The sequence below is a fragment of the Mesorhizobium sp. WSM2561 genome (assembly GCF_000513915.1).
GTDB classification, from domain to species: domain Bacteria; phylum Pseudomonadota; class Alphaproteobacteria; order Rhizobiales; family Rhizobiaceae; genus Mesorhizobium; species Mesorhizobium muleiense.
Genome location: NZ_AZUX01000001.1, coordinates 431,788 through 445,483 on the forward strand (window position 1 = coordinate 431,788; position 13,696 = coordinate 445,483).

Consider the following 13,696-nt stretch of genomic DNA (forward strand, 5'->3'; position numbering starts at 1 on the left):
AGTTTCGGCGCGCTCAGCGTTCTGCGGGAGCTTCGTCCTTGGCGACAAAACGCAACAGCATCTCCACGCTGTTGCGTTTGAGCCGCTCGAGTTGTGCCGGCGCGCCGAAGTTGCGTCCGAAGATCATCGAAAAGGTGGTGCGATTGGAAACGTTGAAGAAGCACAACGCGCTTATCTGCCAATGGAGTTCGACCGCGTCGAGCCCCGGCCGGAAGACCCCCTCTTCGACACCGCGTGAATAGATGCGAGAGATATGGTCGATCGCAGTCACGTTCAGTTCGCGGATCGCATCCGATTGTTCGAGGTATTGGCCGTGATGGATGTTCTCGATCATCACCATGCGGATGAATTCCTCGTGTCGGTGATGGTGGTCGAACGTGAACTCCACCAGGCGCGTCAGGGCCGCCACGGGGGGCAGACCTTCGATATCCAGTTGAGCCTCGCCCTCGCGCACCTGGCGATACGCGTTCTCGAGCGCGCGCAGGTAGAGGCCTTCCTTGTCGCCGAAGTAGTAGTAGATCATGCGCTTGCTGAAGCGTGTGCGTGCCGCAATCTCGTCTATGCGCGCGCCCGACAAACCGTTCAGGGCAAACTCCTTGGAGGCGATCTCCAGGATGTGGCGGCGCGTGCCCTCAGGGTCCTGGATACGCGTCGTGCTCGTGTCCGGCGCCGGCTTTCGTTCTTTCTTGATAACGGCCATGCAGTTTGAGTTCCCGCCCCGGCGCAGCCGGCATTTGACTAAACTAACCAGTTAGTACATCATTCGCAAATCACGACGGACTCATTTACCGGCGCGTCTGGCGTGAACACAAGGGCGATCCAGGAATTGCCGCATTTGGGCTGGGAGGCGGCCCGCACAGGGAGGAATTTCGGGAGATGGGCGACAGCCTTGTCGACCTGCTTTGCCGTCTTGCCGACGAGCACAAGGGCGCCGCCAGCGGCGACAGCGAAAAGGTCGTGATTGGCCTCGTTGGACGCGGTATTCAGTCCTCGCGCACTCCCGGCATGCACGAGCGTGAAGCCCGGCGCCTCGGCATCGGCTATTCATACCTTTTGCTCGATTTCGACCGGCTCGGACTTCCGGACGCGGCGATCGGAGACTTGATCGCGGCGGCGGAAATCGCAGGCTTTCACGGCCTCAACGTCACGCATCCGTTTAAACAGGCTGTCATCCCCGTCCTGGATGCGCTGTCGCCGGAAGCGCGCGCGATAGGCGCGGTGAATACGGTCGTCTTTGCTGGCGGACGCAAGGAAGGCCACAACACCGATGGCTGGGGTTTCGCGGAGAGTTTTCGCGAGACGATGACAGGCGCATCGATGGGCTGTGTCGCAATGTTCGGCGCCGGCGGAGCGGGCGCCGCAGTCGCAAACGCGCTGATGCAAATGGGCGTTGGCCGGCTGTTCGTCCTCGACAGCCAACCCGGTCGCGCCTCGGATCTTGCGTTGCGCGTGGGCGCCTTGTTCGGCGGTCGCGTCGAGACCTGGCCGGATCCGGCCGCAGCCGTGCGCATGGCAAACGGCATCGTCAACACGACCCCGGTGGGCATGGCGAGATACCCCGGAACACCGTTCGACACGGCTCTTCTGACAGCCGAAAAATGGGTCGCCGACATAATCTACTTTCCGACCGAAACAGAGTTGTTGGTCGCGGCCCGAACGATCGGCTGCAGAACGCTGCCGGGCATCGGCATGGCGATCTACCAGGCCGTCCGCGCGTTCGAGCTCTTCACCGGGCGCAAGGCCGACCGCCGCGCCATGGCAGATCATTTCGAGGCCGCCGCATTGAAGGCAATGACGCCTATAATCGTATGAAGACCACAGGGAGGAAATCGACATGAAAGCTGAAATGAACCGACGCCTGTTTATGGTCGCCGCCGGCGCACTCGCCGCCGCGACCGCCGTTCCCGCCTTCGCGCAGGACAAGCCGAAGCTGCGTTTCTCGGCCGTGTTCTCGGAACAGGACATCCGGGCCGAGATGATGAAAATGTTCGCCGACGCCATCAAGGACGACTTTGCCTTCGAGGGTTATTACGGCGGCAACCTGTTCAAGCAGGGCACCGAACTTGTCGCCATCCAGCGCGGCAACCTCGAGATGGGCAACGTTGCCCCGCAGGACATCTCCAAGCAGATTCCGGCGTGGTCCATCGTCACCGCCGGCTACCTGTTCCGTGACGCCGCGCACGTGAAGGCGTTCTTTGCCAGCGATGCCGGTGCGGAGCTGAAGCGGATGACCGAGGACCAGCTCGGCGTGAGGGTGCTCGGCCCTACCTATTTCGGCCTGCGCCAGGTCGGTCTGAAGCCGGACAAGGAAATCAAGACTCCCGCCGACATGGCAGGCATCAAGTTGCGCATGCCGGGTGGCGACGCCTGGCAATTCCTCGGCCAGGCGCTCGGCGCGAACCCTACGCCAATGGCCTACGCCGAGGTCTATACCGGCCTGCAGACAGGCGCAATCGACGGGCAGGACAACCCGTTGCCCAACGTCGAGAACATGAAGTTCTACGAGGTCATGTCGCAGATCGTGCTTACCTCGCACCTTGTCGGATTCGACCTTCTCAGCATTTCGAAAAAGGTGTGGGACGAAATGGGGGCCGAGAAGCAGGCAAAGGTCCAGGCCGCGGCGGACAAGGCGATCGACTTCTCGACAGAGAAACACCTGACGCGCGAGAAGGAACTCGTTGAAACATTCAAGGGCAAGGGCCTGAAGATCTACGAGCCCGATGTCGCAGCATTCCGCAAGCATGTGCAGGAGCAATATCTTGCCTCCGACCTGGCCAAGGAATGGCCTGCCGGGATGGTCGACAAGATCAACGCGCTTTGACGCGACGAACGCGCCGGCCGGTCCGCTTGCGACCGGCTGGCCGGTTTGGCCAGACGCCCGTCAGGGAGGCATCATGAACCCGGGATTGAGAAAGGTCGGCGGCTGGCTCTACCGGCGCGCCGAGAACGCCATCGCCATCGCAATCGGCGCCATGTTCGCCGCGTTTCTGCTGCAGGTTGCTTTTCGCTACCTTCTCAACTGGCCGACCGGCTGGAGCAACGAGCTCACCGTCGTACTCTGGATCTGGGTCGTGCTGTTCGGCGCAGCGTTCGTCGTTCGTGAAGAAGAGGAAATCCGTTTTGATCTCCTCTACGCCACAGTCGGTCCGGACATCAGGCGGGTAATGACGCTTGCCTTCGCAATCGCTCTCGTCGCGCTCTATGGCTGGTCCTTTCCGGCCGTCTTCAGCTACGTGACCTTCATGAAGGTCGAGAGCACCGCCTACCTCAAGATACGCTTCGACTGGCTGTTCTCGATCTATCTCGTCTTCGTGGTCGCCGTGATCGCCCGCTACCTATGGCTGGCGTGGCGTGCTCTGCGCGGCCAAGCACCGGCGGAATTTGACCCCACGAAAGCGAGCTCCGGCGTATGAATCTCGCGAGCCCCTTTTCGCTGTCAGTCGTTGCGATCACAGCGCTGGCCTTGCTTGGCCTGCCGATCGGTCACTCGATGATCGCCGGATCGATCCTCTATCTCTGGCTTGCAGGGCTCGACATGGGCACCTCAGCCGAGCAGCTCCTCAACGGGCTCTACACAAGCTATATCCTGCTTGCCGTACCGATGTTCATTCTCGCCGCGGAGTTGATGAACGCCGGGACCATGACCGACCGGCTGCTGCAATTCTGCAACGCCGTTGTCGGCCGTTTCCGCGGCGGCCTGGCGCAAGTCAACGTGCTGCAGTCGATCATCTTCGCCGGCATGTCCGGCTCGGCCATCGCCGACGCCGCGGGCACCGGCAAGATGATGCAGCAACTCATGACCAAGGATGGCAAGTACCCGGCGAGCTATGCCGCGGCGCTGACAGCCGTCACCTCCGTCATCGGCCCGATCATTCCTCCGTCGATTCCGCTGGTCATCTACGCGCTGATCTCGGATGCATCGATCGGCTACCTCTTCATCGCCGGTATCGTGCCGGGCCTTCTTCTCGCCCTGACGCAGATGATCATCGTCGCCATCGACGCGCGCCGGAAGAACTTTCCGGTCGAGAAGTCGGTGCCGCTCAGGGAATTGCCGGGGATAACCTTGCGCGCATTTCCGGCGCTGATGCTGCCGGTCGTCCTGCTGGTCGGCATAAGGGGCGGCGTGATGACCCCGACCGAGGCCGCGGCGGTCGCCGCCGGCTACGCGCTGCTCATCTCGGTCGCGATCTATCGCAGCGTGACGCCGGGCCAACTCTACCATGCGCTTCTCAACAGCGCCCGCACCACGGCCTCGATCGGCATGCTCATCGCCGGCGCCCTGGTGTTCAACTACGTTGTCACGGTCGAGAACATTCCGCAGTCCCTGTCGGTGATCCTGAAGTTCTGGGATCTTTCGCCGATGGGTTTCCTGATCCTGGTCAATATCCTGCTGCTGATCCTGGGCTGCGTGCTGGAAGGCACGACCATCCTGCTGGTAATCGTGCCGGTGCTGATTCCGACGGCGCAGGCGCTCGGTGTCGACATGGTGCATTTCGGCGTAATGGTCGTCGTCAACATCATGCTCGGGCTGGTCACCCCGCCCTACGGCTTGCTGCTGTTCATCATGACCCGCATCGCAGAGGTGCCGCTGCGCGACCTGGTGCACGACGTAATGCCGTTTCTCTACGCCATGATTGCCGCCCTGATGCTGATCACCTTCTTCCCATCGCTGGTGCTGTGGCTGCCGCGCCTGCTGGGCTATCAAGGATAGGACCATGACCAAGCCAATCTTCGTTCTCAACGGCCCCAATCTCAACCGGCTCGGCATGCGCGAGCCGGAGATCTATGGGCGGACGACGCTCGCAGAAATCGAGGCGATGTGCCGTGAAGCCGCCGGCGACCATCCGATCCGTTTTCACCAGTCGAACATTGAGGGCGAAATCGTCAACTGGGTGCATGAGGCGATCGACAAAGGCGCGGGCATTCTGATCAATCCCGCGGGTTTGAGTTTTATTTCGATCCCGGTGCTCGATGCGCTCAAGATGTTTCCGGGCCCGATCGTCGAACTGCATATCTCGAACATCCATCGCCGCGAGGAGATCTATCATCGGTCGCTGGTATCGAAGGTCGCCACCGGCGTGATCGCGGGGCTCGGCGCCGAGGGGTATCCGCTCGCGATCCGCTGGCTCATGGACCAGGTCGAACGATAGTGTATCGCCATGCCTGAACCCTGTATCATCGCTGTTGCGATCACCGGCTCGCTGCCGCGCAAGGAAGACAATCCTGCGGTGCCGATCAGCGTGGACGAACAGATCGAGTCGACCCAGGAAGCCTTTGAAGCAGGTGCGTCGCTGGTGCACATCCACGTGCGCAATGACGATCAGAGTTCATCGTCTGAACCAACGCGCTTCGCTGCCGTCCAGGCGGGGGTGCGTAGGCACTGCCCCGGCATGATCGTCCAGTTTTCGACCGGCGGGCGCGGTCGCGATCCTGCCGCGCGTGGCTCGGCACTTTATCTGAGGCCGGACATGGCCTCGCTCTCGACCGGTTCAGTCAACTTCCCATCCATGGTCTACGAGAACCATCCCGCCCTGATCGGTGATCTCGCAACCGCGATGAAGGAAAATGGCGTGCTGCCGGAGATCGAGATCTTCGACCTGTCGCACCTTCACACTGCCAGGCGGCTGACCGACGCGGGACTTTTAGGTGAGCGCCCGCACATCCAATTTGTCATGGGCGTGCAAAACGCACTGCCTGCGGAGGAGAGATTGCTCGATGTGCTCCTCAGGGAAGCGAAACTCCTGTTTCCACAATCCACCTGGACAGCGGCCGGAATAGGCCGCAACCAGACGATCGTAATGCAATGGGCGTTGGCGCGCGCAGCAGACGCAGTGCGCACCGGACTTGAGGATAATATCAGGATCACCAGGGAACGCCTGGCGCGCAGCAACGCCGAGCTCGTCGAACGCGCGGCGGCCTCAGTCGAGAAGTTTGGCCGGCGCGTGGCCACCGTCAACGAGGCGCGCCAAACACTTGGTCTGGCGTCAGGATCGTAATTCCTGGGCCGCAGCTTCGCGCCCCGCTGTCGGACCTGTTGCGCCTTGGCAACGTCCTCGTCGATCCTTCAAGCGTTGCGGCTTCGGCGGCAGGTGAGGGCGGAGCCACATCATGGATGGAAAAAACCGCCCCGGAATCTGGTCCGGCTGGACGGGGACTGGGAGGGCTGGATCGGATCGACTTCTTTCTCGATGGAGTCGGTTTCGACACACGGCTTGCAACGTTCACCCGCAATAGCCTGACGAGTGGGCTCTCACGGCTCGCCCAGCACATCGGCAGCCCAGGCCCGCTCAAACCTGGCTTCAGCCTCGTGCTGGACGTTTCGAACGCTGGCGATATCAGCGGCTTCGTATTCGCAGATCATGCGCAGCCGGTCGGATGACCAGTAGCTACGGATCCAGCGGACATCGTAGAGGTCGAGGCACGGCGCCATCCGCGCCTCCACCGCGTCGAGTTCTTGCTGGGTAAACGGGGCTTCAAAAGACCGCTCGACGATTATGCGAGGCATGGTGCTCTCCTGTTCGATGGCTCGTTCAAGTCTGAAGGCCCGGCGTGGGTGCGGCCGTTGGAACGCTGCGCGCCGGTTCGGCAGGATGGCGCAAAACTGTTCGCGCCCTCGCGCCGAAATCCTCAAGCTCGATCGATGCCCGGCAATCGTCGTCGATTTCCGCTGCCGAAGAACCGTTCGCGGCCGCGCTGAGCAGGGCCTTGGCAATGGCGATCTCGCAGCGTCGGCGGATCTTGGAGGCGACTGTCAGTGCCTCGCTGGCGTGGAGTCGGACTTGCTCCATTCGGCCGGCACGACAGTAAAAACTCGCGGCGCTGTTGAGAGCGTAAGCCAGGTAAGACTTGTCGTCGGCGGCACGAAGCCGCGCCAAGGCGCTCTCCAGCGCCTCATCGGCTGCATCATCCGCCGTCATGACGGCAGCAAGCGCCTGCAGGGCATCGACGAAAGGCGTCTCCTCGCCAATCCGTGCGGCAACCGACCGCAGCTCCTCACAGCGGGCGTGCATGTCGGCATATCGTGCCATTTCGAAATGAAGCGTCGCCAGCCAGGTCAGGCATTTGTACTCGCGCCAGCGGTCTTCGCCTCGGCGCGCCAAGGCAAGAGCGCGAGCAAGATGAACGGCGGCTTGACCCTGCCGACCGTCCCATCGCTCCAGCAGCCCGCTGGCCCAATGCAGTTCGCACAACTCTGTACCGAGCGACTGCGCGATATCGCCGGCCTCCGCGATCAATTCGCGCGCGCGCGCGATTTCTGTCTCCAGCTCAAGCAGGCAGCGAGCCGTGTTGGCGAGCTGATGCGCCTGGATCTTGCGGTCAGCGTTGCGCCCTATCTCGGCCGCACGAAGCGTGCTGGCCTCGGCCCGCTCTATTTGTCCGGCCTGCTGATGGAGAATGGAAAGCAGATAGTGCCCTGTCGCCGCGGCAGCCTGCAGCCCTTGTTCATCCGCTGCGTTGGTCGCGTCGGCGATCTCGTCTTCAATGGGCGGAAGTGATCGCAATCCGGGACCAGTCGCGGCAAGAACGCGGATCTTGAGCAGCGCAATCCGGGAAACCAGCTTCTCCGGCGCTTCCGGCAGCCGCGCGACATGCCGCAGCCCTCGCTCGGCCAGGCCGGCGGCCTCGGCATTGGCGAAGAGCCGAAGCGCCCGCTCGCCCGCGACGATGCAAGCTCGTGCTGCCATCTCGTCATCCTCGGCGAGCACGGCGTGATGAACGAGATCGGCCGCAGCATCACCGCCGCGCTCCGCCGCCGGTCGAAGCGCGCGCGCGATATGTCGATGCAACAGCTTGCGCCTGGGATGGGACAAGCTGCGGTAGGTGACTTGCCGGACGAGGTCGTGGGTGAAGTCATAGGCGTCGCCGCCTGCCGGCCGTACCAGCCCGCGCCGCTCAAGCTCCCCCAGTGCCATCAGAAGCCCGGCAGCATCAAACGGCCCCAAGCGCGCAAGATCCTGCGGCGTGAAGGTGCGGCCATGCGCTGCAGCCCAGACCAGGGTTTCGCGCACCTGGTCGGTCAGCCCAGCCAGTTGTCCTTCTATCAGGGCTTTCACGGTACGGCCGGGGCCGGGATCCCCGCGCAGGTGAGCGCGGGCAAGTTCAAGCGCAAACAGCGGATTGCCATCGCTCGCGGCGACGATTTGAGCTGCGTCGAGAGCCGGGTCGAGCCGCCGGACCAGCTCTGCCGTGTGCTCGGCGCTCAACGTATCGAGTTCGATCTCCGTCAGTCGGCCATCGCGGGCGAGTGAGCGCAGCACCCGCGATACTGCAATATTGTCTTCGACTTCTCCAGAACGTGCTGCGCAGGCGATGACCAGACCGGGGGCTGCCTCCGTCCGGCGAGCAACATAGTGAAGCAGCGACGCGGACGCATCGTCGAGCCACTGGACGTCGTCGAGGGCAATACCCACCGGCTCGTCGGCGGCGAGCCCGTAAAACACGTCGACAATGGCGTCGAACAGCTGAGTGCGATCCCCGACCCCGCCTTCGCCGCCTCCAAGCTCGGGGAGCAGCGGGCCGAGAACCGAAGGCAATCCATGGCGCGGTCGCTGCCGCTGGACCGAGCGCAGGAGATCGATCCAGATGCCATAGGATCGTGCCGTCTCGGCTTCGAATGCGCGCGCGCTGAAGGCGCGCCCGCCGGCAGCGGCCACCCGTTCGCTGAAATAGCCTAGCATGTGGCTCTTGCCGACGCCGGGCTCTCCAGTCACAAGGATGACATCCTGGCCGCTGTCGGCTGCCATCCCGACGAGGCGATCGATGGTTGTACGCTCGGCGTCGCGCCCAACCATGGGCCCGGAAGCCGCAGGCCGCGGGACGTCGTCCAGGGTTCGCCTGGCTGCACCGGAAGGGGCGGCTCGGGCACCTGCGATTGGGGTCGGTCGCAGCGCCTGCCTCGCCGCCTTCAGTTCCTCGCCTGGCGGCGCGCCAAGCTCGGCTTCGAATATGCGATGCGCCCGCTCGTAATGAACGAGCGCGTCGTTGGTCCGGCCCAACTTCCCAAGCAGCCGGACCACCGCAGCATGACCGGTTTCGGATAGCGGGTCGGCCGCAACCAATGCGTAGGCATAGGGCAGGGCATCCGTCGGGACGTCTTCCAGTCGCGCGATAAGCGCGGCGAGAACCCTGAACCGGAGCTGGCTCATCGCCTCCCGCTCCGCTATGCACCATTCCTGGTAGCGGTAACAGAGCGGCAGATCGAGCCCGTCGAGGAACTCGCCTCCAAACAGCGCCACAGTCTCGGTCAGCACCTCGGTGGTCGCGGCGGAGACTCTGCTTGCGGCAAGCGAGCGCACGACCGCATGGTCGACTAGCGCATCGCCAAGCTCGATGCCGACCCGCTCACGATCCGCCACGAGCCGAGCTCTGCTGCCTTCGCCGAGCAGCGCGCGGATCTTGCTGAGGCTCCAGCGCAACTCGGCGCGCGGATCATCCGGTCCGTCCCAGAACAGATCGCAGAGCCGTTCACGCCGGTGCACCTGGCCGGTGGCAATGAGATAGCCAAGAAGCGCGCGCGTTTTGCGGGAGGCGGGTAAAGCAAGGGCCTTCCCGTCGGCGCCGACAAGCTGGAGCTCGCCGAGCAGACGTACCTGGAGAGGGATAGGACGTTGCATCGCTGGCCTGCCTGCTCTGCATCGAGATAATTCGACGCCGGTTTCCACGGGCGCTCCCACGATCGTAGGCAAGTTTAGCCGTGAACACGGTCTTGCGAAACAGCCTTGAGGAGCCAGCCGATGACAACGACAACGGCGACGAAACCATTCGATCCTGCACAACACAAGGAGACGACCCTCGACCAATGGCGGGCTGCCGCCGCCGCCAACCGCGAAGCCACCATCAACAAAGCGATCGAAGCGGCTGATGTGGCGCCACACTGGTCGTCTTTCCCTAAGCATGGATACCGGGATATCCGACTGGGGTGTGAAGGCTGGGGTGACTGAACAGGAGATCATTCGCACCCGCCATCGCATTGCCGATTGCAGAAGCTGCTGCCGTCGCTGAAAGCCGGCGGCTAGGTCTTCGTGTTACGGCACACCGACACCGACAGGACTGCTCACAAGAAAACCATTGCAGCTGAAGTGTAGTGGGAACGTGAATTGGGAGTAGAGGAAACCGCCATGCAAGCAAAAATTGCCGTCGTTCAGAAGCCGCCGGTCTTTCTCGATCGCGAGGCGACCATCGCCAGAGCCGTCGAGGCGATCGACGAAGCCGCCGATGCCGGCGCCACCCTGGTGATCTTCCCTGAAGCCTGGATATCCGGATATCCGACGTGGGTCTGGCGGCTGAAGCCCGGCACGGATATGGCGTTGTCCAGCGAGCTTCACGCCAGGCTGCGCAGCAACGCCGTCGATATCGAGCGAGGTGATCTTGAAACTCTGCAGCAGGCCGCCAGCCAGCGTGCGGTGACGATTGTCGTCGGCCTGAACGAGATCGATAGTCGATTCTCGGGCACAACGTTGTTTAACACCGTGGTCGTGATTGGACCGGATGGCACGCTCCAAAACCGACATCGCAAGTTGATGCCGACCAACCCCGAACGCATGGTCTGGGGCACGGGCGACGCGAGCGGCCTCAGAGTTGTCGACACGCCGGTCGGTCGCCTGGGGTGCCTGATCTGCTGGGAAAGCTATATGCCGCTTGCGCGCTACGCTCTCTACGCCCAGAACATCGACATTCTCATCAATCCGACGTGGGACAATGGTGAACTCTGCCTCGCCACATTGCGTCACATCGCCCGTGAGGGCGGATGCTGGGTCATCGGCACCGCGACGGCAATGCAGGGCAGCGATCTCCCCGCCGACTTTCCCGATCGCGACCGACTGTTCAAGGCCGAAGAGTGGATCAACGACGGCGACGCCGTCGTCGTGAAGCCGGGCGGCGCAATCGCGGCCGGACCGCTGAACCGCGACAAGGGAATCCTGTTCGCCGAAATTGACCGGGAGGCGGTCGGCCGCGCCCGGCGGTCGCTCGACGTCGCCGGGCACTATTCCCGGCCGGATATTTTCTCGCTGTCGATCAGCCGGAAACCGCTTACACCCGTCGCGTTCACCGACTGAGCCGAAACAGGCTGACGACCGCGCCGGCGCTGGGCGGAAGCCGGGAGCCGGAATGTCGTGGAGCGCGTCCCATGACGCCGTCCAGTTAGCCGGGCGGCTGACGCTTCGCTCGTCTGCCCTGCCTGGCTCAACGCGGTCGCCGCAGCATCGGGACGAGCTTCGGCGATGAACCGATCTGGATCGCGCCGAGCGGTTCGAAGCCGTGGCGCCGGTAGAACGGAATGTTGCGCGGGTTCGAGGATTCCAGATAGGCGGGCGCGTGATCGCGATCGCACTGCGCGAGCGCGTACGCCATCAAGGCATCGCCGTGACCTTCGCCCTGGTGCGCCGGGTCGACGCCGATCGCGGGCAAGTACCAATGCGGTTCGGTCGGGTGGTACCGGGCGACAGCCACAGCGCCGTCCCGACATAACCATCGGTGCAAAAGCCGCTTCCGTTTGAGAATGCCTTGGCCCCGAACGCGCGGACCAGTCGCGGCATGGCCGCGAGGTACTGGTGTGCATGCGGCCAGGTCCATCGCGCCATGGGATCGGCTGCAAACGCCAGCAAGATTGTTCCGACCGCTGGATCTTCATCGGCCGCGGCCATGACTCTCACTGTCGGCGATTTCATGCTGCCCTCCAAGCGACGCAAATGGTTCGACCAGGCGCCCGCGCCCGCAACGGGCGCCGCAACAAGGGGGCAGGATCAGGCAGTGCATCGGAAACCGCCACATCCAGCTGCCATGTTTCGCCTCCGGCATTGAGTTTAACGCCTGACGCAACAAGTTGTTTCGAGAAACGGAAGGGAAATCCCCCGAGGAAGGAGACAGCAGCGATGATGAAACACAAGACCGGAACACGCGAGGAATGGCTCGGAGCGCGGCTCGCACTGCTCGAGGCGGAGAAACGGCTCATGCGGCAGAGCGATGAACTGGCGCGACAGCGACAGGAGCTGCCCTGGGTTCGGATCGATAAGGCGTATCTGTTGGAGACTGAGGAGGGCAGCGCCTCGCTCGCCGACCTTTTCCAGGGACGCTCGCAACTCTTCGTCTATCATTTCATGTTCGGCTACGGATACCGACTCACGGATGAGCGCCAAGGATGCACCGGATGCTCCTTGATCGCCGATCACTTCGACTGCGTCATCCCCCACTTGAACGGCCGCGATATTACCCTGGTTTGCGAATCGATCGCGCCGTTGCAGGAGATCCAGGACTACAAGCAGCAAATGGGCTGGCGCTTCCCGTGGGTTTCGTCGCTCGGGAGCGATTTCAAATACGACTTCGGCGCCGCCTTCACCGAAGAGCAGCAGAGAGACGGCGCCGACTACAACTATCAGCATGTCGACAGGGCCGAGCCGCAGAAGGAGGGAATGAGCGTCTTTGCGCTCCAGGACGGTGCCGTCTACCACACCTACTCCACCTACGCCCGTGGCACCGAGGCGTTTATGGGGATCTACCGTTTCCTCGACCTGGCTCCGTGGGGAAGGAACGAGAACGGGCTCGAGTTCCCCCAGGCGTGGTGGCGCCGTCATGACGAGTACGGCAATGGCTGAGCGCTGGGTGTCATGGGCACAACCGCGAATTACGGTGACAGTGCACTGTTTTCGTTTCTGCCGTGCCTTCGATCCGTAATGCCGCGGTGGGCGTGCGCGTCCGCCCTGCCGCCGGGCCGGTTAGCCCTGCGGCATCTTCTCGAAGGTCTTCAGCGCGGTCTCCATCTTGTCCCAGGGGAGAGCCCGGCTGCCGTAGGTGACAACGGTCGGATTGAAGCGGCTCGGATCGTCGAGGCTTGCGGCATGGACCGTGATCGGCTCCGGCATGGCGGTGTACGTCAGGTAAACCGGAGTTCCGCAGACCGGGCAGAAGGAATGGATTTTGACATTTCCGTTGTCCGCCGCGACACGCCAGTCCCTCGTCGTGCCGGTGATGGCCACGTCCGCCCGCGACGCAAACGTCAGATAGGATCCATGACCGGTGCCGCTTCTTTTCTGGCAATCGTGGCATTGGCAGTGGTTTTCGAAGATCGGGGCTGCCTTGGCCTCGTAGCGGACCGCGCCGCACGCGCATCCGCCGGTGTAGAGAGTGCTCATCTGCTCGGTCCTTTGTCCTGGGTCAGGCCGCCAGTTCGGACGCGCGCGGCTTGGCGAAGACATCGATCGCCTGACCCGTTTCGAGGAAGGATTTCAGGCTGGAGAGGACGATCGGCCAACCCTTTTTGATGCCGTTCGCCATGCCGCTGCCGGCTTCGAGGTCGTCATGGCTGACGGTCAGCCGGACCATAGCCTCGTATTCCTCGAGCTCGAAGGTCACCCGGCTGTAGCTCGCCGGATCGGACGCCTGCGAAGCGTTTGCCCAGGTGATGACGAGACGGGTCGGCGGCGACACCTCGACGACCTTGCCGACGAGCTCGACGGTCCGTTCGTCATTAGCGCGGATGTGCTGCCAGCTCGAGCCGGGCTTCCAGTCGGAGACGTTCTCGTGGCCCCAGTAGCGCCGTGCGAGGTCCGGTTTGGTTATGGCCTCGAACACCTTTCCCGGTGTCGAGACAAAATAGGTCGTGTAAGTAAAGCTGATCGTTTCCCTGGTCATTGCTACGCTCCTTTTGTTTCGCGAGCATAGGTAGATGGGGAAACCGGGTTCGTGTGAGTGACAATCT

At 62.9% G+C, this 13,696-nt stretch carries 14 protein-coding genes and 1 pseudogene; 9 read left to right on the forward strand and 6 right to left on the reverse strand.

The annotated features are described in order from the left end of the window. Positions 1 to 13: 13 nt before the first annotated feature. Entirely contained in the window at positions 14 to 700 is a 687-nt protein-coding gene (locus M727_RS35655) for a TetR/AcrR family transcriptional regulator (protein ID WP_036261070.1), read from the reverse strand. Positions 701 to 876: 176 nt separating this feature from the next. Here M727_RS35655 and M727_RS35660 point away from each other — a divergent pair, with 176 nt between their 5' ends. The 6 genes from M727_RS35660 to M727_RS0102195 all read left to right on the forward strand — a co-directional run bounded on the left by M727_RS35660 (position 877) and on the right by M727_RS0102195 (position 5,996). After that, entirely contained in the window at positions 877 to 1,812 is a 936-nt protein-coding gene (locus M727_RS35660) for a shikimate dehydrogenase (RefSeq protein ID WP_084646595.1), read from the forward strand. A 22-nt stretch (positions 1,813 to 1,834) separates the two neighbouring features. Next, positions 1,835 to 2,821 carry a TRAP transporter substrate-binding protein DctP gene (dctP, locus tag M727_RS0102175; RefSeq protein WP_027151276.1) on the forward strand — a complete coding sequence of 329 codons (987 nt, stop codon included), beginning with the start codon at positions 1,835 to 1,837 and terminating at the stop codon, positions 2,819 to 2,821. 73 nt (positions 2,822 to 2,894) lie between these two features. Further along, positions 2,895 to 3,413, forward strand: coding sequence for a TRAP transporter small permease subunit (locus M727_RS0102180; RefSeq protein WP_027151277.1), 519 nt, complete (start codon positions 2,895 to 2,897; stop codon positions 3,411 to 3,413). Next, complete coding sequence (locus tag M727_RS0102185; RefSeq protein WP_027151278.1) at positions 3,410 to 4,711, forward strand: TRAP transporter large permease; 1,302 nt, start codon at positions 3,410 to 3,412, stop codon at positions 4,709 to 4,711. Before M727_RS0102180 ends, M727_RS0102185 begins: the two co-directional genes overlap by 4 nt. Before the next feature lie 4 nt (positions 4,712 to 4,715). Further along, a complete protein-coding gene (locus tag M727_RS0102190; protein WP_027151279.1) occupies positions 4,716 to 5,150 on the forward strand; it encodes a type II 3-dehydroquinate dehydratase in 435 nt (144 codons plus the stop codon). A gap of 9 nt (positions 5,151 to 5,159) precedes the next feature. Continuing rightward, positions 5,160 to 5,996, forward strand: coding sequence for a 3-keto-5-aminohexanoate cleavage protein (locus tag M727_RS0102195; protein WP_036261073.1), 837 nt, complete (start codon positions 5,160 to 5,162; stop codon positions 5,994 to 5,996). Between the two features lie 254 nt (positions 5,997 to 6,250). Here M727_RS0102195 and M727_RS0102200 read toward each other — a convergent pair whose 3' ends face one another. Together M727_RS0102200 and M727_RS35665 are read right to left on the reverse strand one after the other, a co-directional pair. Then, a complete protein-coding gene (locus M727_RS0102200; protein ID WP_027151281.1) occupies positions 6,251 to 6,505 on the reverse strand; it encodes a nickel-binding protein in 255 nt (84 codons plus the stop codon). Between the two features lie 25 nt (positions 6,506 to 6,530). Continuing rightward, positions 6,531 to 9,614 carry an AAA family ATPase gene (locus M727_RS35665; protein WP_051505485.1) on the reverse strand — a complete coding sequence of 1,028 codons (3,084 nt, stop codon included), beginning with the start codon at positions 9,612 to 9,614 and terminating at the stop codon, positions 6,531 to 6,533. 120 nt (positions 9,615 to 9,734) lie between these two features. Between M727_RS35665 and M727_RS42230 the strand changes: the two genes are divergently transcribed. After that, positions 9,735 to 9,941: a hypothetical protein gene (locus tag M727_RS42230; protein ID WP_198032583.1), complete on the forward strand. Its 207-nt coding sequence runs from the start codon at positions 9,735 to 9,737 to the stop codon at positions 9,939 to 9,941. Positions 9,942 to 10,118: 177 nt separating this feature from the next. Continuing rightward, the gene (locus M727_RS0102210; RefSeq protein WP_027151282.1) at positions 10,119 to 11,057 is read left to right on the forward strand and encodes a carbon-nitrogen hydrolase family protein; all 939 of its coding nucleotides are present in this window, start codon (positions 10,119 to 10,121) and stop codon (positions 11,055 to 11,057) included. Positions 11,058 to 11,184: 127 nt separating this feature from the next. Here M727_RS0102210 and M727_RS35670 read toward each other — a convergent pair. Beyond that, a pseudogene (locus tag M727_RS35670) lies at positions 11,185 to 11,669 on the reverse strand (GNAT family N-acetyltransferase). A gap of 204 nt (positions 11,670 to 11,873) precedes the next feature. On the opposite strand from M727_RS35670, the gene M727_RS0102220 reads away from it, so the two are divergent. Beyond that, positions 11,874 to 12,593, forward strand: a complete 720-nt coding sequence (locus tag M727_RS0102220; protein ID WP_027151283.1) for a DUF899 domain-containing protein — start codon at positions 11,874 to 11,876, stop codon at positions 12,591 to 12,593. Between the two features lie 120 nt (positions 12,594 to 12,713). Here M727_RS0102220 and M727_RS0102225 read toward each other — a convergent pair whose 3' ends face one another. Both M727_RS0102225 and M727_RS0102230 read right to left on the reverse strand, forming a co-directional pair. Next, complete coding sequence (locus tag M727_RS0102225; protein WP_027151284.1) at positions 12,714 to 13,130, reverse strand: GFA family protein; 417 nt, start codon at positions 13,128 to 13,130, stop codon at positions 12,714 to 12,716. 22 nt (positions 13,131 to 13,152) lie between these two features. Next, positions 13,153 to 13,629: an SRPBCC family protein gene (locus tag M727_RS0102230; RefSeq protein ID WP_027151285.1), complete on the reverse strand. Its 477-nt coding sequence runs from the start codon at positions 13,627 to 13,629 to the stop codon at positions 13,153 to 13,155. Between the last annotated feature and the right edge of the window lie 67 nt (positions 13,630 to 13,696).